The sequence below is a fragment of the Burkholderia sp. AU32262 genome, from assembly GCF_020419985.1.
Lineage (GTDB): Bacteria > Pseudomonadota > Gammaproteobacteria > Burkholderiales > Burkholderiaceae > Burkholderia > Burkholderia semiarida.
Genome location: NZ_JAIZRS010000021.1, coordinates 24348 through 49428, shown reverse-complemented (window position 1 = coordinate 49428; position 25081 = coordinate 24348). Strand labels below are relative to the sequence as shown.

General features: G+C 68.0%; 25 protein-coding genes and 1 pseudogene. 13 read left to right on the top strand and 13 right to left on the bottom strand.

What is annotated here, in order from left to right; translation table 11 throughout:
* Positions 1-118: 118 nt before the first annotated feature.
* Positions 119-1465, top strand: coding sequence for a glutamine synthetase family protein (locus LGN10_RS23765; RefSeq protein WP_226225199.1), 1347 nt, complete (start codon positions 119-121; stop codon positions 1463-1465).
* Positions 1466-1598: 133 nt separating this feature from the next.
* On the opposite strand, the gene LGN10_RS23760 is transcribed toward LGN10_RS23765, so the two are convergent.
* From LGN10_RS23760 to LGN10_RS23745, 4 genes are all read right to left on the bottom strand, one after another.
* The gene (locus LGN10_RS23760; RefSeq protein ID WP_059584645.1) at positions 1599-1988 is read right to left on the bottom strand and encodes a lysozyme inhibitor LprI family protein; all 390 of its coding nucleotides are present in this window, start codon (positions 1986-1988) and stop codon (positions 1599-1601) included.
* Between the two features lie 55 nt (positions 1989-2043).
* Positions 2044-2808 carry an N-acetylmuramoyl-L-alanine amidase family protein gene (locus LGN10_RS23755; RefSeq protein ID WP_226225198.1) on the bottom strand — a complete coding sequence of 255 codons (765 nt, stop codon included), beginning with the start codon at positions 2806-2808 and terminating at the stop codon, positions 2044-2046.
* Positions 2809-2932: 124 nt separating this feature from the next.
* Entirely contained in the window at positions 2933-4552 is a 1620-nt protein-coding gene (locus tag LGN10_RS23750) for an NAD(P)/FAD-dependent oxidoreductase (RefSeq protein ID WP_059584649.1), read from the bottom strand.
* Positions 4552-6066, bottom strand: a complete 1515-nt coding sequence (locus LGN10_RS23745; RefSeq protein ID WP_069617304.1) for a polyamine aminopropyltransferase — start codon at positions 6064-6066, stop codon at positions 4552-4554. Before LGN10_RS23745 ends, LGN10_RS23750 begins: the two co-directional genes overlap by 1 nt.
* Positions 6067-6187: 121 nt before the next feature.
* Here LGN10_RS23745 and LGN10_RS23740 point away from each other — a divergent pair, with 121 nt between their 5' ends.
* The 4 genes from LGN10_RS23740 to speD are packed head-to-tail and all read left to right on the top strand — an operon-like array spanning position 6188 to position 9693.
* Entirely contained in the window at positions 6188-6574 is a 387-nt protein-coding gene (locus LGN10_RS23740; protein WP_099317695.1) for a DUF350 domain-containing protein, read from the top strand.
* A gap of 27 nt (positions 6575-6601) precedes the next feature.
* Positions 6602-7642 carry an SPFH domain-containing protein gene (locus LGN10_RS23735; RefSeq protein WP_226225197.1) on the top strand — a complete coding sequence of 347 codons (1041 nt, stop codon included), beginning with the start codon at positions 6602-6604 and terminating at the stop codon, positions 7640-7642.
* Positions 7643-7651: 9 nt separating this feature from the next.
* On the top strand, positions 7652-9313 hold the full coding sequence (locus tag LGN10_RS23730) for a DUF4178 domain-containing protein (RefSeq protein ID WP_226225195.1): 1662 nt from the start codon (positions 7652-7654) through the stop codon (positions 9311-9313).
* The gene (gene speD / locus LGN10_RS23725; protein WP_226225193.1) at positions 9310-9693 is read left to right on the top strand and encodes an adenosylmethionine decarboxylase; all 384 of its coding nucleotides are present in this window, start codon (positions 9310-9312) and stop codon (positions 9691-9693) included. The genes LGN10_RS23730 and speD overlap by 4 nt, the downstream gene beginning before the upstream one ends.
* 78 nt (positions 9694-9771) lie before the next feature.
* On the opposite strand, the gene LGN10_RS23720 is transcribed toward speD, so the two are convergent.
* The 3 genes from LGN10_RS23720 to LGN10_RS23710 form a co-directional block, all read right to left on the bottom strand.
* Positions 9772-9954: a hypothetical protein gene (locus LGN10_RS23720; RefSeq protein ID WP_221622688.1), complete on the bottom strand. Its 183-nt coding sequence runs from the start codon at positions 9952-9954 to the stop codon at positions 9772-9774.
* 225 nt (positions 9955-10179) lie between these two features.
* Positions 10180-11067 (bottom strand): DUF4261 domain-containing protein, encoded by an 888-nt coding sequence (locus LGN10_RS23715; RefSeq protein ID WP_060310626.1) that lies wholly within the window; start codon positions 11065-11067, stop codon positions 10180-10182.
* A gap of 147 nt (positions 11068-11214) precedes the next feature.
* Positions 11215-11667, bottom strand: coding sequence for an SRPBCC family protein (locus LGN10_RS23710; RefSeq protein ID WP_059584660.1), 453 nt, complete (start codon positions 11665-11667; stop codon positions 11215-11217).
* A gap of 191 nt (positions 11668-11858) precedes the next feature.
* Between LGN10_RS23710 and LGN10_RS23705 the strand changes: the two genes are divergently transcribed.
* On the top strand, positions 11859-12899 hold the full coding sequence (locus tag LGN10_RS23705; protein ID WP_027789549.1) for a bifunctional nicotinamide-nucleotide adenylyltransferase/Nudix hydroxylase: 1041 nt from the start codon (positions 11859-11861) through the stop codon (positions 12897-12899).
* Between the two features lie 73 nt (positions 12900-12972).
* Complete coding sequence (locus LGN10_RS23700) at positions 12973-14406, top strand: nicotinate phosphoribosyltransferase (protein ID WP_226225191.1); 1434 nt, start codon at positions 12973-12975, stop codon at positions 14404-14406.
* 42 nt (positions 14407-14448) lie between these two features.
* Here LGN10_RS23700 and LGN10_RS23695 read toward each other — a convergent pair whose 3' ends face one another.
* Positions 14449-15912, bottom strand: a complete 1464-nt coding sequence (locus tag LGN10_RS23695) for a PLP-dependent aminotransferase family protein (RefSeq protein ID WP_226225189.1) — start codon at positions 15910-15912, stop codon at positions 14449-14451.
* A 124-nt stretch (positions 15913-16036) separates the two neighbouring features.
* Here LGN10_RS23695 and LGN10_RS23690 point away from each other — a divergent pair, with 124 nt between their 5' ends.
* Positions 16037-16924, top strand: a complete 888-nt coding sequence (locus LGN10_RS23690) for a DMT family transporter (protein WP_226225187.1) — start codon at positions 16037-16039, stop codon at positions 16922-16924.
* Between the two features lie 131 nt (positions 16925-17055).
* Here LGN10_RS23690 and lysA read toward each other — a convergent pair whose 3' ends face one another.
* Positions 17056-18324, bottom strand: a complete 1269-nt coding sequence (lysA, locus tag LGN10_RS23685) for a diaminopimelate decarboxylase (RefSeq protein ID WP_226225185.1) — start codon at positions 18322-18324, stop codon at positions 17056-17058.
* A 108-nt stretch (positions 18325-18432) separates the two neighbouring features.
* On the opposite strand from lysA, the gene LGN10_RS23680 reads away from it, so the two are divergent.
* Positions 18433-19347, top strand: a complete 915-nt coding sequence (locus LGN10_RS23680; RefSeq protein WP_226225183.1) for a LysR family transcriptional regulator — start codon at positions 18433-18435, stop codon at positions 19345-19347.
* Between the two features lie 60 nt (positions 19348-19407).
* A complete protein-coding gene (locus LGN10_RS23675; RefSeq protein WP_059584669.1) occupies positions 19408-20007 on the top strand; it encodes a GNAT family N-acetyltransferase in 600 nt (199 codons plus the stop codon).
* A gap of 111 nt (positions 20008-20118) precedes the next feature.
* Here LGN10_RS23675 and LGN10_RS23670 read toward each other — a convergent pair whose 3' ends face one another.
* Together LGN10_RS23670 and LGN10_RS23665 are read right to left on the bottom strand one after the other, a co-directional pair.
* Positions 20119-20697 carry a DUF4142 domain-containing protein gene (locus LGN10_RS23670; RefSeq protein WP_059584671.1) on the bottom strand — a complete coding sequence of 193 codons (579 nt, stop codon included), beginning with the start codon at positions 20695-20697 and terminating at the stop codon, positions 20119-20121.
* Positions 20698-21082: 385 nt separating this feature from the next.
* Positions 21083-21706 carry an HAD hydrolase-like protein gene (locus LGN10_RS23665; RefSeq protein ID WP_226225182.1) on the bottom strand — a complete coding sequence of 208 codons (624 nt, stop codon included), beginning with the start codon at positions 21704-21706 and terminating at the stop codon, positions 21083-21085.
* Between the two features lie 162 nt (positions 21707-21868).
* On the opposite strand from LGN10_RS23665, the gene LGN10_RS23660 reads away from it, so the two are divergent.
* Positions 21869-22312 carry a GNAT family N-acetyltransferase gene (locus tag LGN10_RS23660; protein ID WP_226225180.1) on the top strand — a complete coding sequence of 148 codons (444 nt, stop codon included), beginning with the start codon at positions 21869-21871 and terminating at the stop codon, positions 22310-22312.
* A 56-nt stretch (positions 22313-22368) separates the two neighbouring features.
* Entirely contained in the window at positions 22369-22587 is a 219-nt protein-coding gene (locus LGN10_RS23655) for a DUF1653 domain-containing protein (protein ID WP_006480837.1), read from the top strand.
* 25 nt (positions 22588-22612) lie between these two features.
* On the opposite strand, the gene atpC is transcribed toward LGN10_RS23655, so the two are convergent.
* Both atpC and atpG read right to left on the bottom strand, forming a co-directional pair.
* Entirely contained in the window at positions 22613-23071 is a 459-nt protein-coding gene (atpC, locus tag LGN10_RS23650) for an ATP synthase F1 subunit epsilon (protein WP_060968671.1), read from the bottom strand.
* 10 nt (positions 23072-23081) lie between these two features.
* The gene (gene atpG / locus LGN10_RS23645) at positions 23082-23951 is read right to left on the bottom strand and encodes an ATP synthase F1 subunit gamma (protein ID WP_059584676.1); all 870 of its coding nucleotides are present in this window, start codon (positions 23949-23951) and stop codon (positions 23082-23084) included.
* Positions 23952-24072: 121 nt separating this feature from the next.
* Here atpG and LGN10_RS23640 point away from each other — a divergent pair.
* Positions 24073-25071: pseudogene (locus LGN10_RS23640) on the top strand (phosphate acetyltransferase); the annotation flags it as partial.
* Positions 25072-25081 lie beyond the last annotated feature (10 nt).

The following is a 25081-nucleotide window of genomic DNA, read 5'->3' as shown; positions in this document are numbered from 1 at the left end:
GCGCCACACGGCCTGTTTGCAGTACTGATCGACATGCGGCATGCGTTGCGCCGTGCGCCGCATGAATCCGGTTCGCCGCGTTGCGGCACCGCCCTACAAGACATGGAAAGGATGAGACATGACTGACGTCGTTCCCGCGCTGGTCGGTGAAGTCCGCGCATTCCGGCAGGCGCATCCCGAGATCCGTTATGTCGACCTGATATGCCTCGACCTGCCCGGGCATTTCTACGGCAAGCGCTATCCGATCGACGCGCTCGAGAAAGTCGCGTCCGGCTCGCTGCTGAAGCTGCCGCAGAACTGCGTGCTGCTCGGCACGCAGGGTGGCCTCTACAAGATCGGCGATTACTGTTTCAACGACGGCGATCCCGACGCGCCGCGCCGCCTGATCCCCGGCACGCTGAAGCCTGTGCGGTGGGAGCGGCAGCCGCTCGCGCAGATGCTGATCAGCTCCGACGGTACCGATTCGCCGATCGAATTCGAGCCGCGCGAGGTGCTCGCGCGCGTGCTGCGGCGGTTCGCGGCGCGCGGCATCCGGCCGGTCGTCGCATTCGAGCTCGAGTTCTACCTGTTCGCCGCGCAGCTTGTGGAAGGCATGCCGCAGTATCCGCGCGATCGTCTCAGCGACGACCGCGACGATCAGCCGAACATGCATATCGAGCGCCTGTCGCGCTTCTCCGAGGTGTTGCACGAGATGGTCGACGCCGCGTGCGACCAGGGTGTCGATGCGACGGTGATCACCGCCGAGCTCGGGCCCGGCCAGTTCGAGATCAATTTCGGGCATACCGACGACGCGCTGCGCGCAGCAGACTGGTCGGCGCTGTTCTGCCGCAGTACCCGCGGCGTCGCGTTGCGGCATGGCTATCGCGCGAGCTTCATGGGCAAGCCGTATCTGCATGCGCCGGGCAGCGGGATGCACGTGCACGTGAGCCTGTATGACGATGCGGGACGCAACGTGCTTGCGGCAGACGGGCAGCGGCCGTTGCGGCACGCGGTGGCCGGCTGCCTCGCGCTGCTGCCGCATTGCATGCCGGTGTTCGCGCCGAATCACAACGCGTTTCGCCGCTACGGGTCGATGGTGAACGCGGCGAGCCGCGCGAGCTGGGGCTTCGAGGATCGCGACGCGTGCATCCGGATTCCGGCGTCGGACACACGCAACCTGCGGATCGAGCACCGGCTCGCGAGCGCGGATGCGAACCCGTACCTGGTGCTGGCGGCGATCCTGAGCGGGATGGAGCACGGGCTCGATGCACGGCTCGAGCCGATCGCGCCGCTCAACGACGATCGCGGCAGCGGCATCGATTTTCCGAAGGAGATGCCGTCGGCGGTCGCCGCGATGCAGGATCATCCGGCCGTGCGCGCAGGGCTCGGCAGCGAGTTCGTGATGGTGTATTGCGAGAACAAGCGGCAGGAGGAGCTGGATTTCCGCAACGAGATCGGCGCGCGGGAGTATCGGTGGTTTCTGTGATTGCCGCGCGCGTCGGAAAAGTCGATCAGGGAAGGGGGCGATCGTCGTCGTGTTCGACGTCAAGCGCCCTCGTGTGATTCCTTTCGGGGTGCAATGCCGCGAAACGCGTCGCGGCATCGCATGCGTCGCGCCCTTACTCCCCGAGCTTCGACGTCACGCACCCGGTGCTCGAGCATTCGCGCTCACGCTCGCGCAGGAACGACAGCCGCGCCTGCGTCATGTCGTTCGCGCACTGGATATCGACGAGGTAGCTGCTGCCGCGCGTCTCGCTGCACTGCGCATCGCGTTGTTTCAGCCACGCGAGTTGCCCGGACTTCAGCGCTGCCTGCTGGTCGCCGCTCAGTTGCTTGCGCAGCCGGCCGTACTCGTCGTTGAGATCGCGGTCGGACTGCGAGAACTGCGTGCTCGTGCAATACACCTGGTCGAACGCGCTGCGCGGCTTCCCGCAGCCGGCCGCATGCGCGGCGAACGGAACGGCAAGGGCGAGCAACGCGCAGGACGCGAGCAGATTCTTTTTCTTCATGGTGAGTCTCCTGACTGGGGTGAAAACCGGTGAACCGGGCGGGCGATACCGTCGTTTATCCGGGCGTCGTACACGCGTCGATGCCGCCCGCGATCGCGGCGGACAGGCGCTGGATCGTCTCGCGGCGCGCGAGCCGCGCTTCTTCGTCCGGATTGACGATCACGCCCGCCTCGACGAGCACGGCGGGAATCGGCGCGGTGCGCAGCACGACGAGATCGTCGAAGCGATGGATGCCGAGTGGCGGGTCGATCAGCGGGCGGTTCTCGCCCTTGATCGGCTGCGCGTGATACAGCGACGGCCGTTCGCCGGCCGCGACCAGCCGTTCGGCGATCGCCTTTGCGCAACGCAGGCTTTCCGCATAGTGCGGGTTGCGCGCCGACACGAACACCGAGAAGCCGCGGAATTCGCGCTGCCGGCCCGCGTCGATGAACTGTTGCTGCATCGAGTCGTGATGGATCGATACGAACAGGTTCGCGTCGGGCGCTTGCGTCGAGCGCCGATCGAGCGCGATCTCGCGGCCGTCCGCCGACGTGCGCAGCACGCGATCGCCGTGTGCGGCGAGTGTGTCGGCGACCGCGCCGGACAGGTCGAGGTTGTACAGGTATTCGACGCGGCCGCTGGCGCCGATGGAGCCCGGATGCGCGGGCGTATGGCCGGTGTCGACGACGATGTAGCGCCCGGACGTGGGCACGGCAGCGGTCGTGCCGGCGGCGTCGGCCGCATGCAGCGCCAGTGGCGCGCCGAGCAGCGGAGCGCACGCGAGCACGCGCGCGGCGGCGCGCACGAGCGGGCGAAGGCGTCGGAGGGTTCGGTTCGTCATTGTTGTTGTCGAGAAGGGCGTGCGGCGCGTCGAACGGCGCGCCACCGTCGGCCTGCTCAATGCAGTCGGAATGTCGCGCGATTATAGCGGGTGGCGGTGACGCCGCAATGACGAACGGCGGTTGTCAGGCCAGCACGCGCCGGGCCGCCAGCATGCCCCAGTACGACGCTTCCTCGAACAGCGACAGCCCTGACAGGTCGGCATGCGCGAACACGACGGGGCCGTCGGCATCGCGCAGCGCGAGCAGCCCCGGTCGGCTCAGGAAGCCGACGTCGGGTGTCGCCATCGCATGGCCGCGCACGGTGATCTCGAGTGCGGTCGCATGCTTCCACAGCTCGCGTCCGTACACGGCCTGCAGGTCGATTGCCGCCTGCTCGCGCAACGCGTCGGGCTTCGCCTGCGCGAGCCAGCGGCGCGTATCGTCCGGCGTTTGCGTGCTCAATGCCTGATAGGCAGAGAAGACGGAGCGCGTCGGCGGCGACATCCGGATCAACTGGTGCGTCGACACGACATAGCCGAGCCCCACGCTGTCGTAGACGACGTTGTCCCACGCGAGCGGTACGCCGGCTTCCTCGGCCGGCATGCCGTCGAGCAGGAAATTGGACACGAGCCACGGCGCGCGCGGCGGCAGGTCGCGTGCGGGATCGAAGCCGTATGCGGGCATCTGCGGAAACACGCGCGCCGCGACGAACAGCGGCATCGCGGAAACGACCCGGCGCGCCTTCAGCATGAACGTCGACAGCGCGCCGTCGTGGCCGACGCGGGCGCACAGCACGTCGACGCCGCCCGCACGTTCGGTCGCGCGCACCGCGAAGCCGTCCCGCGACCATGCGTTCGAGCCGGTGCGTGCGGCGATCGAATCGCCCAGCTTCGTCACCATCGTGTGCAGCCCGTCGGGCCAGGTCAGCACCGCGCCGTCGCCCGCGTCGCCCGCATGGCCGCCGCGCGACGAGAAATAGTGCAGCCCGGCCCATGCGGAGACGTGCTCGTAACCGGCGCCGTAGTCGTCGCGGCAGCAATAGTCCAGATACCAGTGCAGCGCCTTCGCGGTGTAGCCCTCGTCGCGCAGCCACTGGCGAAACGAGCGCCGGTCGAGTGCGCGCCAGCGCGGGTCGCGCGACGATTCCGCGATCGGGATGCAGAACACCTTGCGGCCGTCGGTGCCGCGCGCGGTGCGCAGCCCGTCGGTGTACGCGAAGAAGCGCGCCTGCTGCGCGAGTGCGTCGGCGTCGAGGCCGGCGGTCGGCACGATGCCGTCCTGCCACTGCCCGCCGATGAACAGCCGTTCGTCCGGTGCGTGGACGAGGGCACGCTCGTCGTACACGGGGCGCGCGGAGAACGGCGCGGATTCGATCACGCCGAGATCGGCGAGCATGTCGCGCAGATGCACGGATTCGAGCGACGGCAGCGGCAGGTAGTGCGCGCCCTTCGGATAGCCGAGCTCGCCGAAGCGGCCGCCGGCCGCGTTGCCGCCGAATTCGGGGCCGGCGAGCACCGTGAAGCGCGTATGGCCGGCGCGCGCGAGCTGCCATGCGCACGACAGCCCGGCCGCGCCGGCGCCGAGAATCGCGACGTCCGTCTCGATCGTGCCGGACGGCGGCGGCAGCGTGGCATGGTCGCGCAGCGCATGGCCTTCGCGCATGCCGGGGTAGTCGATGCGCGGCGTCGTCTCGATCCAGCCGGTGCGGCCGCAGGCGGCGAGCGACGCGGCCGCCGACGCGACGAGGAACGTGCGACGGTCCATCAGCGCAGTACGTGCTTCCAGTCGTCGTCGAAGCGGCGCACGAGCGGCTGGTCGTTGAGTTCGTTCGGCGACATCGGCAGCGCCGGCATGTCGGCCGGAAAGTGGAACATCTCGGCGGCCGTTTGCGGATCGAGCCAGCGCGTCGGCACCGAGTAGTGCGTCGGCACCGTGAAATCGCGGCGCTTGCCGGCGATCACGAAGCCCCAGTCGCCGAACGACGGCACGTAGCAGTGGTACGGCCACGTGTTGAACCCGGCTTCGCGCAGCGTCGCGATGATGGTCCAGTACGCATGCGGCGCGAAATACGGCGACGTCGACTGGATCACCGTGTAGCCGTTCTCCGACAGGTGCCGCGCGAGCAGCCGGAATACGGGCACCGAATACAGGCGGCCGAGCCCGAAGTTGGTCGGATCGGGGAAGTCGACGACGATCGCGTCGTACACGTCGGCATTCGATTCGAGCCAGCGCACCGCGTCGTCGTTGATCACCTGCACGCGCGGATCCTTCAGCGCGCCCTGGTTCAGCTTGACGAGCGGCGCGGACGTCGAGAACAGCTTCGTCATCGCGGGATCGAGATCGACGAGCGTGATGCGTTCGAGATTGCGGTGCTTGAGCAGTTCGCGCACCGCGAGGCCGTCGCCGCCGCCCAGCACGAGCACGCGCTTGGCCCACGGCAGCGCCTCGATGGCCGGATGGATCAGCGCTTCGTGATAGCGGTGCTCGTCGCGCGACGAGAATTGCAGGTTGCCGTTCAGGTACAGCCGCATGTCGTCATGCCACTGCGTGAGCACGATGCGCTGGTACGGCGTCGTTTCCGAATAGATCGTCTCGTCGCCGTATACGCCGTGCTCGGCCCAGTGCGTGATGCGCTCCGACAGCGCGAACCCGGCGATCAGCAGCCCGATCACGAGCGACGCGCGCATCAGCTTGCCGCGCACGTTGCGGATTTCGTCGCGGAACAGGTGGGTCGTCCACAGTGCGACGAATGCGTTCAGGAGGCCGAACAGGAAGCTCGTACGCAGCAGGCCGAGACGCGGCGCCAGCACGAGCGGGAAGATCAGCGACACGGCGAGCGAGCCGAGATAGTCGAAGGTCAGCACCTCGCTGACGGTATGGCGGAACGCCTGGCGCCGCTGCTGGAACGCGCGCATCACGAGCGGAATTTCCATCCCGATCAGCAGGCCGAGCGCGAGCACCAGTGCGTAAAGCGCCGCGCGAAACGGTGCGGCGAGCCAGGCGAACACGACGAACAGCAGCGCGGCCGATACGCCGCCGAGCAGGCCGACGAGCAGCTCGATGTCGACGAAGCGGTCGAGCACGTCGTCGTCCTCGACGAACTTCGCGAGCCACGAGCCGATCCCCATCGCGAACAGGTAGCAGCCGATCACCGACGAGAACTGCAGGATCGAATCGCCGAGCAGGTAGCTCGACAGCGCGCTGCTGATCAGTTCGTAGCCGAGCCCGCACGACGCGAGCACGAGGATCGACAGGACGAGCGCACGCTTATGCAGCATCGCGCATCCGTTGTGCAGTGTTCGGCAATGTGGATATACTGGCGCGGATTTTCGTCTGGCGGCCCCGCGCGGGCCGACCGGCGACGGGGCGGCGAACCGAGCACAAAATCCGAGGAAAAGAATGAATAGTGCCTATCTTTATGCGGTTCATTTACTGTCGGCGTTCGTGCTGCTTCTCGTATTCGCGGCAGTGTACCTGAAGGTCACCCCGTTCGACGAACTCGCGCTGATCCGCGACGGCAACGCGGCCGCGACGCTGTCGTTCGGCGGCGCGCTGATCGGCTTCTGCCTGACGCTCGCGTCCAGCATCGCGCACAATTCCACGCTCGGCGAAGTCGTGATCTGGGCCGTCGGCGCGATGATCGTGCAACTGATCACCTATGTGGTGCTGACGCGCGTGATGCCCGGCATGAATCATGCGATCGAGGATCGCAACGTCGCGATGGGCGGCCTGATGGGCACCGCGTCGCTCGTCGTCGGCATCATCAATGCCGCCTGCCTGACCTGACGCGCCACGCGCTTCGAGGAGACCGACATGAGTCTGGGTTCATTCATCCGCAAGCAGTTCATCGACGTCCTGCAATGGACGGAAGACGCCGACGGCGTGCTGGCCTGGCGCTATCCGATGGAAGACCAGGAAATCCAGTACGGCGGCAAGCTGACCGTGCGCGAAACGCAGGTCGCGATCTTCGTCAACGAGGGCAAGGTTGCCGACGTGTTCCAGCCGGGGCTCTATACGCTGGAAACGCGCACGCTGCCGGTGCTCACGAACCTGAAGAACTGGGACAAATTCTTTCAGTCGCCTTTCAAGTCGGACGTCTACTTCTTCAGCACGCGGTTGCAGCTCGGCCGGCGGTGGGGCACCGCGCAGCCGGTAACGATCCGCGATCGCGAATTCGGCTTCGTGCAACTGCGCGCGTTCGGCATCTACTCGTACCGGATCGTCGATGCGGCCGCGTTCCATCGCGAGGTCAGCGGCACGCGCGCGGCCTATACGGTCGACGATCTCGAGCAGCAACTGCGTAACCTGGTCGTCACCGCGATGAGCACGACGTTCGGCTCGGCCGACGTGCCGTTCGTCGACATGGCCGCGAACCAGTCGCTGCTGTCGCAGCGTGTCGCCGACGCGCTGGTGCCGGTGTTCACGCGCTACGGGCTCGCGCTCGACGCGTTCGCGGTCGAGAGCGTGTCGCTGCCGGCCGAGCTGCAAAAGGCCCTCGATCTGCGGATCGGAGCGGGGATGGCCGGCGATCTCGCGCGCGCCACGCAATACCAGACCGCGCAGGCGATTCCGCTCGCCGCGCAAAACCCGGGCGGCATCGCCGGGGTCGGCGCGGGGCTGGCCGCCGGTGCGGCGATCGGCCAGGCGATGGCCGGCCAGATCGCGGGCGCCGCGCAACCGGCGCAGGCTGCGCCGCCCGCGCCCGTTGCGGCGCCGGTAGCCGCGGCAGCGGCCGAGGGCACCGATTACGTGCAGCGGCTCGAGCAGTTGAAGGCGCTGCTCGACAAGGGCCTCGTGACCGAAGACGAATATTCGCGCGCGAAGGCCGAGATCCTCGCGAAGCTCACGCGGTAAGCGTCGCGCATGTTCCGTACCTCGTGCCCCCAATGCGGCGCGCCGGTCGAGTTTCGCTCGGCCGCGGCGGTGATGGCCGTCTGCGCGTTCTGCCGCAGCACGCTGCTCAAGCGCGGCGCCGACGTCGAGCGTATCGGCGAACTGGCCACGGTGCTCGACGATGCATCGCCGATCCAGATCGGCACGGCAGGGCGCTACGGTAACCGCGTGTTCACGGTGCTCGGCTGCCTCCAGATGACCTACGACGCCGGTGCGTGGAGCGAATGGTACGTCGTGTTCGACGACGGCGCGTTCGGATGGCTGTCGGATGCGTCGGGCCAGTACGCGATCACGGTGCGCGAACCCGACGATGCGGCAGGCCGAGCGTGGCCCGCATTCGGCACGCTCGAACCGGGCATGCGGATCGACCACGGCGGCCGCGCGTATCTGGTGTCCGACGTGCGTACCGCACGCTGCACGGGCGGCGACGGCGAGCTGCCGTTCCGCGTCGATGCCGGGTGGGAAGCGCGCGTCGTCGACCTGCGCACCGGCAATGCATTCGCGACCTACGACTATTCCGACGCCGAGTCGAACGGCGGCATCCCGGCCGTCTATTCGGGCGAGGCGCTGGAATTCGATGCGCTCGCGTTCACGGGCTTGCGCGATAGCGAAAACGATACGCGCGAGAAACGCGGCGCGGAGATGGTGCCGTTCGCGTGCCCGAGCTGCGGTGCGCCACTGTCCTATGCGCCGAACGTGGCCGACTACGTCGTGTGCGGCAACTGCCATGCGGGTGTGCAGTGCACGGCCGAGCAGCAGACCGTGTTCGCGGCGCAGCGCAAGCTCGAATCGGTGAAGGGCGCGCTCGAACTCGGCGCGATCGGCACGTTCGACGGCGTGAAGTACACGGTGATCGGCATGATGCGCTGCCGGGTGCCGGGCGACGCCGAGACATGGGACGAATACCTGTTGCTGAACCCGAAGCGCGGCTTCCTGTGGCTGGTGCAAAGCGAAGGGCGCTGGGAGCGCGTGCAGGTGCTCGACCATTGGCCGACGATCGGCGGCGAATCCAGCGTGACCGATGGCGGCAAGACCTACCGTTTGCGCGAGGAATACGAATCGGAGGTCGTCTACGTGGTCGGGGCATTCAACTGGCGCGTGCAGGCGGGCGACCGCACGTCGATCGTCGACTACGGCTGGCAGAAGGACAAGCTGACGCGCGAGCGCAGTGATGCGGAGATCGTCTGGTCGCGTGCGCGGCCGCTGTCGGGCAGCGCGCTCGCCGAGCGTTTCGGCACGCCGGCGCTTGCGACAGCCGCCGCGGCTGCCGCGGGCGCCACCGAATCGACGGGCCTGTTCGGCAGGAAGGGGCCGCACAGTTTCGCGCCGCTGCCGTTCATGTTCAGCGCGTTGCTCGTGATCTTCAACCTGGGTTCGCTGTTCTCGTTTACCGGACGCTCCGTCTACGTGCTGGTCGGCCTGCTGGTGCTGTGGCTGCCGGAATGGCTGTGGGCGCGTTTTGCGTCGGACGGGGGGCAACGCGTGATTCGGTACATCCTTTACGGCATCTACGGCCTGATCGTCGTCACGCTGTTCAGTTGCGCGTCGATCGGCGGCGGCGGTTCGGGCGGCGGCGGGTGGGGCAGTTCCTCGGCGCGCAGCGGCTACTCGTCGTACGGGTCGCACAAATGACCGCGCGCGACGGGATCGCGCCGCCCTGCGCGGTGCTCGGCTCGCACGTGCTGGCCGACCTGGCCGGCATCGACGCGGCGCTGCTGCGCGACGCCGCGCGGCTCGAGGCGATCCTCACCGACGCGGCGCAACGGGCCGGCGCGCGCGTGATCGGCGCGCACTTCCACCATTTCGGCGGCGAGCATGGCGTGACGGGCGTCGTGCTGCTGGCGGAGTCGCACATCACGATCCATACGTGGCCCGAGCATCGTTTCGCGGCCGTCGACGCGTTCATGTGCGGCGCGGCGCGCGCGGCCGATGCCGTCGATGCGATCGCCACGGCGCTCGGCACGCATGCGCAGGTTCGGCAGCAGGTGGTGCGCGGCGGCGTGCCGGCTTGAACAGGCATTTCGCGCCTTGGTCGTCAATACCGCAACGATGATGCGCCGCGAAGCGGGCGCGGAATCGTTCGTGACGCGCTAGCGTCCGAACCGGAACGTCGACACGCTGCGCAGCGTTGCATCGTCGGTGCCGACGATGCCGTCGCTTCCCGCGATGGCCGCGCGCTTGCCGTTGCCCGGCACGGCCCAGTAGCATTCGCCGCCGGCCGCGTGGAAGCCCGTTTCCGGGTCACTGACGCCGCACGTCATCGTCGCGTGCATGCCGCGCCAGCCAGGGCCGGAGAAGCGTTCGACTTCCTGCGGGATGCCCCATGGCCGGCAACGACAGGCCGATCACGGCCGACGTGAGTGCAACGCGAACGCCGAACATGGGCATCTCCTCATCGGGGTGGGGCGAGCGACTGTCACGCAGCCGCCATGCGCCGTGGCGGCGCGCGGATTGGTTAGAGCACGTTCGACCCCGCACGCCGCGCATCAATGTGCGTGTCAGCGATTGATTTCGTCCGCCGAGATCAGCTCGGCCACCAGCACCTGTGCGGGCCCTTGCAGGTAGTACTCGCTCTCGAGCGGCTCGCGCAGCTTCATGAACGTTTCCGTGCCGATCTGCATCGTTTCGCCCGCCTGCATCCGTGCGCCGCTGTCCAGCAGGTAGTGCATCACGTTGTTGAAGATGCCGGAATAGCGTTCGCCTTCGTGATGGCCCGCTGCGAGCGCGGCGAAATCGGGCAGGCCGAACACGTCGGCGCCGTAGGTGCGCATCCATACGCCTTCGACGCCTTCGACCTCGTATTTCACGAAGCCGCAGAAGAACAGGTTCAGCGGGATGTCGCGCAGCACTTCGAGGCTTTCTTCGCCGAGTTCCTTCGCGTTGAAGACGCCGGCCGGCAATGACGTGTGCGCGTGCTCGTTCAGCACCGCGACGCCGTTCTGTTCGGCCAGCGCGCCGGCGACGGCCGCCAGCGCGACATACTGGTCGAGCGGATTCGCTTCATGCCCGGCGTAATAGAGGATCACGTGGCTGCGGCTCGCGCGTACCTGCTGCTTCAGGTCCTGCCCGTAATGCGCGGGCGCGACGCACGTTTCCAGCGCGTCGGACGGATAGGGCGCATCGAAGCCGACCAGCCGGACGACATGGTTGCCCCAGCCGGCGAGCCCGAATACCTGCTCCAGCGTCGGCTCGGTTTCGACGCGTGCCTGCTTCATGCTGGGGTGGTACGCGCGCAGCGCAGCCGTCAGTGCGGCGATGTCGACCTGCAGCGGACCGTCGAAGACGACCGTCACGCTCAGCGGATTCTCGACTTCGGGTGCGGCGACCAGTGCGACGGGGTTTTCGGGCGCTTCCTTGCGGCCAAAGAATCGGGATATCAGGCTCATCGGATTGTGTTTGTGTCGATGTCGTTACAGTGAGCGCCCTGTTCTCTCGGTCAGGGCATGACGCGGGATGACGGTGGCCCGTAGTTTCCCCGGCTTCGTCGAATCTGGCAAATGTCTGATGGCGCGGGCGCGCGGCGGCGGCACCGATCAGCGCGGCAGCGCTTCGGCTTCGGCCCAGCGCTTGAACGAATCGAGACGCCGGCGCGTCTGCACGAGATAGAACGCGCCGATCAGCGGCTCCAGCAGCCAGCGCAGCCACGACGGCTGCGCCCGGAAGTGGTACGTGAACTTCACCTCGGTCGACCCGGGCGTGTGCTCGGTGAAGTTCCAGCTGCCGCTGAAGCGTTCGAGCACCTTCGGTCCTTCGACCATTTCGACGGCGGCGACCTGCGGCGGACGGTACGAGATGTAGCGCGACACCATCGTCGCGCCCGACCGGCTGCGGCAGAACGCGTCGACGCCGACGTCGGCGGTCGTTCCGTCGGGCAGATACGCATCGATGAGGAAGTTGTCCCACACGAGCCGCCGGCCGTAGTCCTGCGACCACGTGAAGAGGCGCCTGCGATCGACGTCGACGGTCCGGCTGACTGAGATCCTCATGAGGGCGGGCGCCAGGGTGCGGATTGGGATGCAATTGAGTGTAACGCGCCAATAAACGGTGTTTCGTCAGACTTCGTCAAGTCGAGTGCGGGCTCGACCCTGCTCGATTGACGTACCTCGGGATTTCCCCTAGGATTCGTTTCAACCCTTCGGGACAGACCCGGAGCGTTTCAATCTCTTGAGGGAGCCTCATGAGTACGCAACAGAACCGGCGCTTCGACGCGCTCGTTTTCATTGGTCGTTTCCAGCCTCCGCATCGTGGTCACCTGAACGTGCTGAAGTCGGCACTGAGCCGGGCCGAGCGCGTGTGCGTGCTGATCGGGTCGACCGACAAGCCCCGCACCATCAAGGATCCGTTCTCGTTCGACGAGCGCCGGCAGATGCTGGCTTCGCTGCTCGACGCGTCCGAGCGCGATCGCGTGACGATCGCGCCGCTGCAGGATTCGACCTACAACGACGGCGACTGGGTGCGCTGGGTGCAGGACGCGGTTGCCTCCGCGCTCGGCGACGTCGCGCAGCGCAAGGTTGGGCTGATCGGCCACGAGAAGGACGCCACGTCGTACTACCTGCGGATGTTCCCGCAATGGGAGCTCGTCGACGTCGACGCGACGGAAGACATTTCCGCGACCGAAATCCGCGACCAGTATTTCGCCGAACGAACCAACAGCTTCGTGCAGTGGGCCGTGCCGGAACCCGTGTTCGGCTGGCTCGAGCGGTTCCGCACGCAGCCGGAATTCGCGCAACTGAAGTCGGAAGCCGAATTCATCGCCGCGTATCGCAAGGCGTGGGCGGCCGCGCCGTATCCCGTCACGTTCGTGACGGTCGACGCGGTGGTCGTGCACTCGGGGCATATCCTGCTCGTGCGCCGCCGCAGCGAACCGGGCCGCGGCCTGTGGGCGCTGCCGGGCGGTTTCGTGAACCAGGACGAACGGCTCGATGCGGCCTGCATCCGCGAATTGCGCGAGGAAACCGGGCTCAAGCTGCCGGAGCCGGTGCTGCGCGGCTCGATCAAGGATCGCCAGGTGTTCGATCACCCGACGCGCTCGCTGCGCGGCCGCACGATCACGCATGCGTGCCTGTTCAACTTTCCGACCGGCGAGCTGCCGCGCGTGAAGGGCAGCGACGACGCCGACAAGGCGCGCTGGGTCCCGCTCAACGAATTCGCGCAGATGCGCAACGTGATGTTCGAGGATCACTTCGACATCGCGTATCACTTCCTGGGGAAGCTGTGACGCGCTGATTCCCCGCATCCGGTCCGCCGCGACAGACGCGGCGGCACTTCAACGGCCTAGAGGAGCTCTAGCCATGCAAAACGTTCCCGGCGGCTTTGCCGCGGTTCTCGCCAATCCGATTCTCAACACGGATTCGTACAAGGCTTCCCACTTCCTGCAATATCCGCCGGACGCATCGGCGATGTTCTCGTACGTCGAATCGCGTGGCGGCCGCTACGACCGCACGCTGTTCTTCGGCCTGCAGATGCTGCTGAAGGAGTATCTGTGCAAGCCCGTTACGCACGTGATGATCGACGAGGCGCGCGATTTCTTCACCGTGCACGGCGAGCCGTTCAACGAAGCCGGATGGCGCCATATCGTCGAACGCTACGACGGCTACCTGCCGGTGAAGATCCGCGCGGTGCCGGAGGGTTCGATCGTGCCGGTGCACAACGTGCTGATGACGGTCGAATGCGACGATCCGCAGGTGTTCTGGCTCGCGTCGTATCTCGAGACGATGCTGTTGCGCGTCTGGTATCCGGTGACGGTGGCGACCCGCAGCTGGCACCTGCGGCAGACGATTCGCCGCTTCCTCGACAAGACCGACGACGATCTCGCGCAACTGCCGTTCAAGCTGCACGACTTCGGCGCGCGCGGCGTGTCGAGCGCGGAATCGGCCGCGATCGGCGGCGCCGCGCACCTCGTGAGCTTCATGGGTTCGGACACGGTGCTCGGCGTGCTGGCCGCGAACCGCTTCTATCGCGAGCCGATGGCCGCGTACTCGGTGCCGGCGGCCGAGCACAGCACGATCACGTCGTGGGGGCGCGAAGGCGAGGCCGATGCGTACCGCAACATGATCGCCCGCTTCGGTTTGCCGGGCGCGATCGTATCGGTCGTGTCGGACTCCTACGATCTGTTCGCCGCGCTGGAGATGTGGGGCGGCCCGCTGCGCCAGGCGGTGATCGATTCGGGCGCGACGCTCGTCGTGCGTCCCGATTCCGGCGACCCGGTGACGATCGTGCTGCAGACCATGCGTGCGCTCGACGCGTCGTTCGGCTCGACCGTGAACGGCAAGGGGCGGCGCGTGCTGAACCGCGTGCGCGTGATCCAGGGCGATGGGGTCGACGAGCAGTCGATCGAGGCGATCCTCGTCGCGCTCGACGAGGCCGGCTACGCGGCCGGCAACGTGGTGTTCGGCATGGGCGGCGCGTTGTTGCAGCGCGTGAACCGCGATACGCAGCGCTTCGCGATGAAGTGCTCGGCGATCCGGCGTGGCGACGTATGGCATGACGTCCGGAAGGACCCGGCCACCGATCAGGGCAAGCGCTCGAAGAAGGGGCGGCTCACGCTGCTGCGCAATCGCCGCACCGGCGAGTATCGGACGGTGACGCTGCCGGTTGCGTGGGACGATCGCACGCTGGAAGGCGAATGGGACGAAGCGCTCGAGACGGTGTTCGACACCGGCCGTCTGCTCGTCGATACGTCGTTCGCCGAGGTGCGGGCGAGGGCGCATGCGGGCGAGGTGTGACGCGGGCGGCGGGGTCTCCCGCCGCTGCGCCGCCGGCTTGCGTCAATTGCCGGCCGGCACGTCGCCGCGCGCCACCACTCGCGCCGCCTCCATCGCGCGCGCCAGTGCATCGAATACCGCCGGCCCCTTGCAGCGCGACACGTTGAAGCGCATGTACGACGTCGCGCTGCGCGACGCGCTGAACACGTCGCCCGGCGCGAGCACCACGTCGTGGTCCAGCGCATGACGTGCGACGCGCGCGGCATCGAGCCCGTCCGGCAATTGCGCCCACACGAACAACCCGCCGCGCGGCTCGGTCCAGATTTCGAGCCCGGCCCGTGCGAGACGCCGGATCGTTTCGCACATCGCATCCGCGAGACGCGCGCGCAGGCTGTCGAGATGGCGCCGGTACGTACCGTCGATCAGCAGCCGGTGCACGACGTTCGCGCCGATCTGCGCGTTGCCGAACGACGTCGCGAGCTTCAGGTCGACGAGCGCGTCGATCCATTCCGGGCGCGCGGCGACATAGCCGCAGCGGATCGCGGCCGACAGCGTCTTCGAGAAGCTGCCGATCGACACGACCCGCGACAGCCCGTCGAACGCCGCGAGGCGCGGCGCGGGCGTGCTCTCGAAATCCGCGAAGATGTCGTCCTCGACGATCAGCAGCCCGTGCTCGGCCGCGAGCGTCAGCAGCCGGTGCGCGACGGGCGGCGCGAGCGTCGCGCCGGTCGGGTTGTGCAGCGCGGCGTTGGTGATGTACAGGCGCGGCCGATGCTCGGCGAGCACCTGTTCGAAGCGCACGAGATCGGGGCCGTTCGGCGTGAACGGCACGCTGACGATCCGTGCGCGGTGCGCGCGCAGCAGCGCCTGGAAGTTGAAGTAGCACGGATCGTCGAGCACGACCGTATCGCCGGGCTCCAGCAGCAGGCGGCACACGAGGTCGAGCGCGTGCGTGCCGCCGTCGGTCAGCATGATCTGCGCGGGTTCCGCGTGGACGCCGTGCTGCGCGAGCCGCCACGCGAGCTGCTGGCGCAGCGCGGGCAGGCCGAGCGGCGTCGCATAGTCGGTCAGCGCGTCGGATTCGTCGCGCGACACGGCGCGCAGCGCGCGACGCAGGCTTTCGTCGGGCAGCCACGACGACGGCAACCAGCCGCAGCCGGGCTTCACCGACGTCGGCGCCGCTTCGAGCGACTGGCGCGACAGCCACAGCGGATCGAGCTCGCGATCGAGGCGCGGGCCGAGCTCCGCGAGCGCGAGCGGCGGGGCGTGGCCCGACACGTAGAAGCCCGAGCCGCGCCGGGCGACGAGCACGCCTTCGCTCGCGAGCCGCTCGTACGCATCGACGACCGTCGATTTCGACACGCCGAGCGCGTCGGCCATCATCCGGATCGACGGCACGCGCGCGCCTGGCATCAGCGCGCGGCTTGCGATCCGCGCGCGCAGCGTGTCCATGACGGTTTCCACGCGCGTGCGCGACGGCGCGGGCGGAGCGGGAATCGGGACGGGAAGCGGGGCGGAATGGCGCATGGCGAACGATGAACTGTACGGCCGGTTGTCCAGTACAGTTTGTCTGAATTGTATTGGGCTGTAGCTTACGCCGTTTTGGCCGGCGGCGGATCATCGGTCATCCCCTTTCCCATCAGGATCGACCGTGCAGAAAACGACCGACGGATGGCTCAGCGGCCTGCTGGGCGTCATCATCTTCAGTGGCTCGCTGCCCGCGACGCGCGTCGCGGTGCAAGGGCTCGACCCGCTGTTCCTTACGTTCGCCCGCGCGACGATCGCCGGCGCGCTCGGCCTGCTGCTGCTCGTCGTGCTGAAGCAGCGGCGGCCGTCGCGCGCCGAGGCCGCCTCGTTGGCCATCGTCGCGCTCGGTGTCGTGGTCGGTTTTCCGTTGCTGACGGCGCTTGCGCTGAAGCACGTGACGTCGGCGCATGCGATCGTGTTCGTCGGGCTGCTGCCGCTCGCGACCGCGCTGTTCGGCGTGTGGCGCGGCGGCGAACGGCCGCGGTTGCCGTTCTGGATCTTTTCGATCGTCGGCAGCGGCGCGGTGGCCGCGTTCGCGCTGCGCAACGGCGGGCAGGCGTCGGTGGTCGGCGATGCGCTGATGCTGGCCGCGATCGTCGCGTGCGGGCTCGGTTATGCGGAAGGCGCGCGGCTGTCGCGCCAGCTCGGCGGCTGGCAGGTGATCTCGTGGGCGCTCGTGTTGTCGCTGCCGCTGATGCTGCCGCTCGCGTGGCTGACCTGGCCCGCGTCGTTCGACGGCGTCGATGCCGCCGCGCTGTGGGGGCTCGCGTACGTGTCGCTGTTCAGCATGTTGATCGGCTTCGTGTTCTGGTATCGCGGGCTCGCGCTCGGCGGGATCGCGGGCGTCGGCCAGTTGCAGCTGCTGCAGCCGTTCTTCGGCTTCCTGCTCGCGGCCGGACTGCTGCACGAGACGGTACCGCCGTCGATGGTCGTCGTGACGGTCGTGGTGGTGGGCTGCGTGGCGGGCGCGAAGTATTTCTCGAAGATGGCGCCCGTGCAGCGCGCGGGTTGACGCAGGTACCGCGGCTTGCCGGACATCGGGCTGACATCACCCGGTGCGCGGCTGGCGGCGACCCAACGCAGAACGGCAGGCTGCCGGTCGCGGCAAGCCTGGCCGTGGGCGTTCGCCACGCCGGACGCGGATTACTCGAACGTTTCGAGCGCGAGCAATTCACCGATCGTCTGCCGGCGGCGGATCAGCCGCGGCGTACCGCGATCGACGAGCACTTCCGGCGCGAGCGGCCGGCTGTTGTAGTTCGACGACATCGACGCGCCGTACGCGCCCGCGTCGTGCAGGAACAGCAGGTCGCCGATCTGCGGCTGCGCGAGCTTGCGGTGCGTGACCACGCCGCCCGCATCCTGCGTGAACACGTCGCCTGATTCGCACAGCGGCCCGGCGATCGCGAGGTCGACGAGCGGCCGGCCGGCAGGCAGCGCGCCATCATGCGCGTGCACCGACACCGCGTGGTAGCTGCCGTACATCGACGGGCGCATCAGGTCGTTGAAGCCCGCGTCGATCAGCACGAAATCGTGCTTCGGCCGACGGTTGACGGCCTGCACTTCGGTGACGAGCGTGCCGGCTTCGGCAACGAGAAAGCGGCCCGGTTCGATCTCGATGCGCACCGGGTGGCCGAGATGCCGTTCAATGCGCTTGCGCGCGGCGTCCCACTGGCTGAAGTAGTGGCCGACGTCGACGCGCGGCTCGCCGTCGCGATACGGAATCGACAGGCCGCCGCCGGCCGAGATCGCATCGATGTCGTGGCCGAGCGACGTGACGAGATCGACCATCGCATCGCACACCTGCGACAGGTGGCCGTAGTCGACGCCCGAACCGATGTGCATGTGGATGCCGACCAGCTTCAGCCCGTACTGGCGCACGATCTCGATCGCGCGCGGTACGTCGTCGATCCAGATGCCGTGCTTGCTCTGCGGGCCGCCGGTGTTGGTCTTGTTGCTGTGGCCGTGGCCGAAGCCCGGATTGACGCGCAGCCACACGCGGTGGCCGGGCGCGTGCTCGCCGATGCGCGCGAGCATGTCGAGCGAACCGGCGTTCACGGTCACGCCGTGCTTGAGCACCGCCGCGAGCGTCGGACGGTCGATCAGGTCGGCCGTGAACACGACGCCTTCCGGCTCGCCTGCCGCAGGACCGCCTGCCGCAGGATCGCCTGCCGGACTGAACCCCGCCGCGAGGCTGCGCTCGATCTCGCCGAGCGACACGGCGTCGACGCACGCGCCTTCTTCGCGCATCAGCTTCAGGATATGGACGTTCGAGTTCGCCTTCTGCGCATAGCGGATCACGTCGAACTGGCGCAGTTGGGCGATGCGGTCGCGGATGACGTCGGCGTCGTACACCCACAGCGGGGTGCCGTATTGCTGCGCGAGCGCTGCGAGCTGGCGGGAATCGAGGGACATGGCGGATGAATCGGATCGAATGAACGGATAGCCGGATGATGCGCCTGATCGCCTATACAGTAAAATGCCTATATATCGATACTCGATTCATTTCTGATATATACGATCATGCTGACGCACCGTCATATCGAGGTTTTCCGCGCGCTGATGGTCACCGGCAGCACGACCCGGGCGGCCGAGATGCTGTACACGTCGCAACCGACGATCAGCCGCGAGCTCGCGCGGATGGAGCAGGTCGTCGGCTTTGCGCTGTTCGAGCGCGCGCACGGTCGGCTGCGCCCGACGATGGCCGCACTCACGCTGTTCGACGACGTGCGGCTCGCGTATGTGGGGCTCGAACGCGTCGCGGCGACGGCCGCGCGCCTGCGCGAGTTTCGCGACGGGCAATTGTCGGTGATCGCGCTGCCCGCGTTCTCGCATGCGATCCTGCCCGGTGCGTGCCGGCGCTTTCACGACGCGCATGCGGACGTCAGCGTGTCGGTCGCGACGCAGGAGTCGCCGGTGCTGGAGGAGTGGTTGACCGCGCAGCGTTACGACCTCGGGCTGACCGAGCACGATGTCGCGCCGGCCGGCACCGTGCTCACGCCGCTGCTGGAAGTCGACGAGGTGTGCGTGCTGCCCGACGGTCATCCGTTGCTCGCGCAGGACGCGATCGACCTGCTGGATCTCGCCGACCGTCCGTTCGTGAGCCTGTCACTGAACGATCCGTACCGCATCCTGATCGACGAGGCGTTCGCGCAGCTCGGCGTCGCGCCGCGCTCGGTGGTCGACACGCCGTCGGCCGTGTCGGTATGCGCGTTCGTGCGGCAAGGGCTCGGGGCCGCGATCGTCAACCCGCTCACGGCGCTCGATTTCGTCGGCCGGGACCTGCACGTGCGGCCGCTGACGCGTTCGTTTCCGTACCGCGTCAGCCTGATCGTGCCCGAGCACCGGCCGAAGAACCTGCTCGTCGACGCGTTCGCCGATGCACTGCGCGGCGAAGCGAAGGCGATCCGCCGCCGGCTCGCCGCACACCTCGGCTAGCGGCATCGCCGTATGATGGGCGCTTCACCGCCATCGCCGTCATTTCTCCGGAATCCCGTCATGACCGACGCATCGTCTTTCCTCGAACAACCGACCCTTACCGGCGAACGTGTCGTCCTGCGCCCGCTCGACGCATCCGATCGGCAGGCGCTGCTGGACGCCGCGGCCGACGGCGCGTTGTGGAACCTGAAGGTCACGGTCGTGCCGGGTGTGCAGACGGTCGACGCGTACATCGATACGGCGTTGCAGGGGCGGGCGGCCGGCACCGTGATGCCGTTCGTGATCGTCGATCGCGCATCGGGCCGCGCGATCGGCAGCACGCGCTTCTGGAAGATCGATCGCAAGAACCGCAAGCTCGAGATCGGCCATACGTGGCTAAGCGAATCGGCGCAGCGTACGCGTGCGAATACCGAAGCGAAGTGGTTGCTGCTGGCTTATGCGTTCGACACGCTGCAATGCGTGCGCGTGCAGTTCACGACGGACGAACTGAACGAGCGATCGCGCGCGGCGATCCTGAGGCTCGGTGCGAAACAGGAGGGCATCGTGCGTCACGAACGGATCATGCCGGATGGCCGCAAGCGCAACTCGGTACGCTTCAGCATCATCGACGACGAATGGCCGGAAGTGCGGGCGCGGCTCGAGGCGAAGCTGGCGACGTAACGCGGGACGCTTGATGCTTGACGTGCGTCGCGCTGCCGGCAGGGGAGGCGGCCGCGCGACGGCGGGGGAAACGGTGCGCCGCGCACGTGGCGCGGCGCGGCATCGCGGGGGTTACTGCGCCGATGCGAGGTGATGACGCTGCGCGAGCTTTTGCGCGTCCGCGTAGTGCGCCTGCAGGATCGGCAGCGCCTGGCGGGCGACTTCCTTCAGCTTGGTGTCGCGGCCCGACGCGATTTCGGCCTGGAACGCCGAGATCGCCTTCTGCTGGCCGGCGAGCGCGACCTGTTCGATATACGCCTTGTCGAACTCGGCGCCGCGCAGGCTCTTGATGCTGTTCAGCACGGTCGTGTCGGGGTCGTTGGCCGGCACGTCGACGCCGCGCGGGCTCGCCGCGCGCATCGCCTGGATGATCTTCGCATCGTCGGTCGACACGCGTTGCGCGAATGCCTTGACCTGGCTGTCCGACGTGCGCGAATCGGCGATGCGCGCGGCGTCGTGCTGCGTCGACACGGTCTTCGTGCCGTCGGTGATGAAGGTCTGGTCGGCTTCGTGGATGCGCGTCGCGGTCGCGGCCGGCGCGGCCGATGCGCCGGGCGCCGGCTGCGCGGTTTGCGCGGTCGCCGTCACGGCGACGAGAAGCAGGCCGGCGGCAGACAAGGCAACGCGCGAAATGTGGGGGAAGCGGTTCATGGGGACCTCCTTTCGATCGGGGCTCTGGTTGAAAAACGGATCGTGCGATCCGTCGCTGTGCGAGAGAGACCGGGCGCGCCCGGACCGGAGTCGACCGCCGCTCTGCCGCGGCGTCGGTCGAAGTGTTTCCCGGCCCGACTGATTCTAGGAGAGCGGTCGGGTAGCAGGTGCAACCGTGCTGTGGCTTGTGTAACGGTTGGTAAGACGATTCGGTCGGCATGCGCGCAGGCAGGTAGCGCGTACCTGATGCGCATGCCGTGGCGGCAATTTTTGCGTGCGCGTGGCGCATGCAATGCATGAGATGCGCGTGCGTGTCATCGGCATTTGACGGGCGTGATGGCGTCGCGCGAGCGGGCTGCGTCGGTGCGTGGCGTGCGTGAAAGCGCTATACGCGCTCGAGCAGCGCATCGAGGCGCGGCAGCAACGGCATCGCGCAATGCGCCTGCAACGCGTCGGGCGCCGTGTAACCCCACGCGACGCCCTGGAACGCGATACGTGCGCGCCGTGCCGCGTCGGCATCGCGGATTTCGTCGCCGACGTACAGCACTTCGTCGGCGCGCACACCGGCCTCGCGAACGAGCGCGCGCAGCCGGCGCGCCTTGCCGAACAGCGGAATGCCGCATGCGAAATGGTCGACGCGCGCGCCGGCATGCGGGCCGAGCCGGTCGCGCACGATTTCCTCGGTGTTCGACGTGGCGATCGCGATGCGGATGCCGCGCGCGGCGAGCGCGTCGAACGTTGCGTCGACGCCGGGAAACAACTGCACGTTCGCGACGCGCGGCCGCATCAGGCGGCGCATGTCGATCGTCACGCGCGGCACTTTCCACATCGGCACGTCGAGCGCGCGGATGATTTCGCGCGCCGACATGCCGCGCAGCGCCGGGCGCAGTTCGGGCGTGGCGTCGCGAAAGCCGTGCAGGCGTGACGCTTCCGACAGCGCGGCGAGAAAACTGTCGAGCGAATCGGCGAGTGTGCCGTCGAAGTCGAAGGCGATGAGGCGGTAGGTCATGAAGCAGCGTCGCGGGTTTATTGGGCGGATCCCATTGTCGCCGAATCGAGGGTGGGCAGTGCGGCTGTTCGTCCACGGCGGACCCTGGTACCCCTTGTCCCCCACCCGACAGCGCGGTATCGTCGATGCTCCGCCTTCCGCCCCTCGAACCGGAGAACAGACGTGCCCGCAGCCACCCCCGCCACGCTGAGATTTTCCACCGACAAGCGCGAACTCGACGTCGACGCGATCTTCGACTTCCTGCATCGCGACGCGTACTGGTCGCAGGGCATTCCGCGCGACGTGGTCGAGCGGGCCATCGAGGGTTCGCTGTGCTTCGGCGCGTATGTCGGCGGCCGGTTCGTCGGTTTCGCGCGGCTCGTCACCGATCATGCGACGTTCGCGTACCTGTGCGACGTGTTCGTGCTGCCGGCCGAACGCGGCAACGGCTACGGCCGCGCGCTGATCGACCATATATTCGCGCAGGAGTGGGTGCAGCGCCTGCGCCGCATCATGCTCGTGACGACCGATGCACACGAACTGTACCGGCCGGTCGGTTTCGGTCCGTCCGCGAACCCCGAGCGGCTGATGGAGATTCGCCGCCCCGATATCTACACGAAACGCTGACGTGCGGCGCAGCGCATACAATACGCGCTTTCCGTTTTTGCCGAAGAGAAACCCCCATGACCGAACAGGAAGCCGAACAGCTCGCGACGCACCGCCACTACAAGGGCGGCCTGTACCGCTACATCGGCGTTGCCCGCCATTCCGAAACCGAGGAATCGGTGGTCGTCTACGAGCATCTGTGGCCGCATGCGCGCGGCCTCTGGGTGCGGCCGGAAGCAATGTTCAACGGCAATCTCGAAGACGGCACGCCGCGTTTTCGCAAGCTGCGCGACTGAGCGGGCGCGTCACCGGAGCAGGCGTCTAGCCGGCGCCGCCCGGCTTGTCGTGCGGCGCCTGTTGCCGCAGCGCCATCGCAAAGAAGCGCCGGATTTCCTCCATCAATTCCGCGCGGGCCGACGCGAAATCGAACGCACGCCGGTTTTCGTGCGCGTAGCGCCGGCGCCAGTCGTCGGCCGCATGTCGCGCTTCGCGTGCGCGCAGATCGTCGAGTTCGGGCGTGCGCAGCGCGTGATCGGCGATCAGCGTCACGCCTTCGCGGCTGACTTCCAGCACGCCGCCCGCGACGAGCAGGCGGCGATGCTCGCCGGTCGGCGCATCGACGAGCATCACGACGCCCGGCCGGATCCGCGTGAGCAGCGGCGCGTGGTGCGGGTAGATCCCCAGTTCTCCACTTTCCCCCGGGACGACGACGAAATGCGCGTCGCCGGCATACAGCACCGCTTCCACGCTCACGATGTCGAGCCGCATCGACGTCTTCATGCGTACTCCTTCAGACTGCCGCCGCGCCGGCGACGATTTCGCACAGCTCGGTGGTGATCTGCGCCTGTCGCGTCTTCTGGTACAGGTGCCGCAGTTCGCGCAACACGCGGTCGGCGTTGTCCGTCGCGGTCTGCATGCTGAACATCCGCGCGCATTGCTCGCACGCGTAGTTTTCGACGACGGCCTGATAGAGCGTCGCCTCGACGTAGCGCAGCAGCAACGTGTCCACGACCGGCTTGGGCGCGGGCTCGTACAGATAATCGGACGCGGCCGCGCCGTCGGTCGGCGCGCCGGTGTCGAGCCCCGCGATCGGCAGCATCGCGTCGATGCGCGGCTCGTACGCGAGCGGGCTCGTCAGCCGGTTGTACGCGACGTGCACTTCGTCGAGCTCGCCGTTGACGAACGCGGTCAGCGGCACGAGCAGCGCCCCGAGCAACTGCTCGAAGTGCGGCTCGGCGGCCAGGCCGCCCGCACGGGCCGCGATGGTCGCGCCGTGGCGCAGCAGCGGCGCGAGGCCGCGCGCGCCGATCACGCTCAGTTCGCAGGCGACGCCGGCCCGGTCCCAGCGTTCGAGCGCATTCACGCATTCGACGAGCAATCGCGCATTGAGCGGGCCGCACAGCCCACGATCGGTGCTGACGACGATCAGGCCGACGCGGCGCACGGTATCGCGTCGCGCCATCAGCGCCGATACGTGGTCGGGGCGGTCGCGCAGCACGCGTTCCGCCATCGCGCCGATGCGCGCCGCGTACGGGCGGAACTCGCGCGCGCGTCGCTGCGCGCTCGCCATCTTGGTGCGCGCCATCATCTCCATCGCCTTGGTGATCTTGCGCGTGGACGAGGTACTGGCGATCTTCGCGCGGATTTCGCGTGTGTGCATGTCAGGGGGGAGGCGTCGCGGCCATCCGGATGTCATCGTGCGACTTCATGCTATCGGGACTTCACCTGAAACGATTGACTGAAATCAAACGACTTCGCCCGGTCCCGCACCAGAATCCGTTCACGTGATCCTTGCGAAGGGGCAGCCGATGACCGAGTTCCGCACGCATCAGAAATACGAAGCGCTGATCGCGCGTTGCCGCGCATTGCGCCCGGTGACGGTCGCGGTCGCGCATCCTTGCGACGAGGTATCGCTGCGCGCGGCGGCCGCCGCCGCTCGGGCCGGTATCGTCGTGCCCGTGCTGGTCGGCCCGGTGGCGCGGATCACGATGCTCGCTGCGACGCTCGGTGTCGACCTGTCCGGCTATCGGCTCGTGGATGCGCCGCACAGCCATGCGTCGGCGGCGCGCGCGGTCGAACTGGTGCGCGCGGGCGACGCGCAGGCGCTGATGAAGGGCAGCCTGCACACCGACGAGTTGCTGGCGGAAGTGGTGCGCGCCGATACGGGGCTGCGCACCGGGCGGCGCCTGAGCCACGTGTTCATCATGGACGTGCCGACTTACCACAAGCCGCTGTTCATCACCGACGCGGCCGTCAATATCCGTCCGACGCTCGAGCAAAAGGCCGACATCGCGCAGAACGCGATCGATCTCGCGCATGCGCTCGGCATCGCCCGGCCGAAGGTGGCGATCCTGTCGGCGGTCGAGACGGTCAGCTCGAAGCTGCCGTCGACGCTCGACGCGGCCGCGCTGTGCAAGATGGCCGAGCGCGGCCAGATCACCGGCGCGCTGCTCGACGGGCCGCTCGCGCTCGACAACGCGATCAGCCCGGAGGCCGCGCGGCTCAAGCATCTCGGTTCCGCGGTGGCGGGCGATGCGGACATCCTGCTCGTGCCCGACCTCGAGGCCGGCAACATGCTCGCGAAGGAACTGACGTTCCTGGCGAATGCCGATGCGGCCGGCATCGTGCTCGGCGCGCGCGTGCCGGTGATCCTGACGAGTCGCGCCGACAGCGAACGCACGCGCCTGGCGAGCTGCGCGGTCGCGGCGCTCGTCGCGGCGGCGGCGCGCGCCACGGCCGCGCCCTTGGCCGCGCCGGCGCTTGCCGCCGACGCACGCTGACGGGGCCGCG

What these genes read in the sequence shown, in the direction of transcription:
- LGN10_RS23765 (WP_226225199.1), top strand. Translation starts at nt 119, where the DNA reads ATGACTGACGTCGTTCCCGCGCTGGTCGGTGAAGTCCGCGCATTCCGG.
- LGN10_RS23760 (WP_059584645.1), bottom strand. Translation starts at nt 1,988, where the DNA reads ATGAAGAAAAAGAATCTGCTCGCGTCCTGCGCGTTGCTCGCCCTTGCC.
- LGN10_RS23755 (WP_226225198.1), bottom strand. Translation starts at nt 2,808, where the DNA reads ATGACGAACCGAACCCTCCGACGCCTTCGCCCGCTCGTGCGCGCCGCC.
- LGN10_RS23750 (WP_059584649.1), bottom strand. Translation starts at nt 4,552, where the DNA reads ATGGACCGTCGCACGTTCCTCGTCGCGTCGGCGGCCGCGTCGCTCGCC.
- LGN10_RS23745 (WP_069617304.1), bottom strand. Translation starts at nt 6,066, where the DNA reads ATGCTGCATAAGCGTGCGCTCGTCCTGTCGATCCTCGTGCTCGCGTCG.
- LGN10_RS23740 (WP_099317695.1), top strand. Translation starts at nt 6,188, where the DNA reads ATGAATAGTGCCTATCTTTATGCGGTTCATTTACTGTCGGCGTTCGTG.
- LGN10_RS23735 (WP_226225197.1), top strand. Translation starts at nt 6,602, where the DNA reads ATGAGTCTGGGTTCATTCATCCGCAAGCAGTTCATCGACGTCCTGCAA.
- LGN10_RS23730 (WP_226225195.1), top strand. Translation starts at nt 7,652, where the DNA reads ATGTTCCGTACCTCGTGCCCCCAATGCGGCGCGCCGGTCGAGTTTCGC.
- speD (WP_226225193.1), top strand. Translation starts at nt 9,310, where the DNA reads ATGACCGCGCGCGACGGGATCGCGCCGCCCTGCGCGGTGCTCGGCTCG.
- LGN10_RS23720 (WP_221622688.1), bottom strand. Translation starts at nt 9,954, where the DNA reads ATGCACGCGACGATGACGTGCGGCGTCAGTGACCCGGAAACGGGCTTC.
- LGN10_RS23715 (WP_060310626.1), bottom strand. Translation starts at nt 11,067, where the DNA reads ATGAGCCTGATATCCCGATTCTTTGGCCGCAAGGAAGCGCCCGAAAAC.
- LGN10_RS23710 (WP_059584660.1), bottom strand. Translation starts at nt 11,667, where the DNA reads ATGAGGATCTCAGTCAGCCGGACCGTCGACGTCGATCGCAGGCGCCTC.
- LGN10_RS23705 (WP_027789549.1), top strand. Translation starts at nt 11,859, where the DNA reads ATGAGTACGCAACAGAACCGGCGCTTCGACGCGCTCGTTTTCATTGGT.
- LGN10_RS23700 (WP_226225191.1), top strand. Translation starts at nt 12,973, where the DNA reads ATGCAAAACGTTCCCGGCGGCTTTGCCGCGGTTCTCGCCAATCCGATT.
- LGN10_RS23695 (WP_226225189.1), bottom strand. Translation starts at nt 15,912, where the DNA reads ATGCGCCATTCCGCCCCGCTTCCCGTCCCGATTCCCGCTCCGCCCGCG.
- lysA (WP_226225185.1), bottom strand. Translation starts at nt 18,324, where the DNA reads ATGTCCCTCGATTCCCGCCAGCTCGCAGCGCTCGCGCAGCAATACGGC.
- LGN10_RS23680 (WP_226225183.1), top strand. Translation starts at nt 18,433, where the DNA reads ATGCTGACGCACCGTCATATCGAGGTTTTCCGCGCGCTGATGGTCACC.
- LGN10_RS23675 (WP_059584669.1), top strand. Translation starts at nt 19,408, where the DNA reads ATGACCGACGCATCGTCTTTCCTCGAACAACCGACCCTTACCGGCGAA.
- LGN10_RS23670 (WP_059584671.1), bottom strand. Translation starts at nt 20,697, where the DNA reads ATGAACCGCTTCCCCCACATTTCGCGCGTTGCCTTGTCTGCCGCCGGC.
- LGN10_RS23665 (WP_226225182.1), bottom strand. Translation starts at nt 21,706, where the DNA reads ATGACCTACCGCCTCATCGCCTTCGACTTCGACGGCACACTCGCCGAT.
- LGN10_RS23655 (WP_006480837.1), top strand. Translation starts at nt 22,369, where the DNA reads ATGACCGAACAGGAAGCCGAACAGCTCGCGACGCACCGCCACTACAAG.
- atpC (WP_060968671.1), bottom strand. Translation starts at nt 23,071, where the DNA reads ATGAAGACGTCGATGCGGCTCGACATCGTGAGCGTGGAAGCGGTGCTG.
- atpG (WP_059584676.1), bottom strand. Translation starts at nt 23,951, where the DNA reads ATGCACACACGCGAAATCCGCGCGAAGATCGCCAGTACCTCGTCCACG.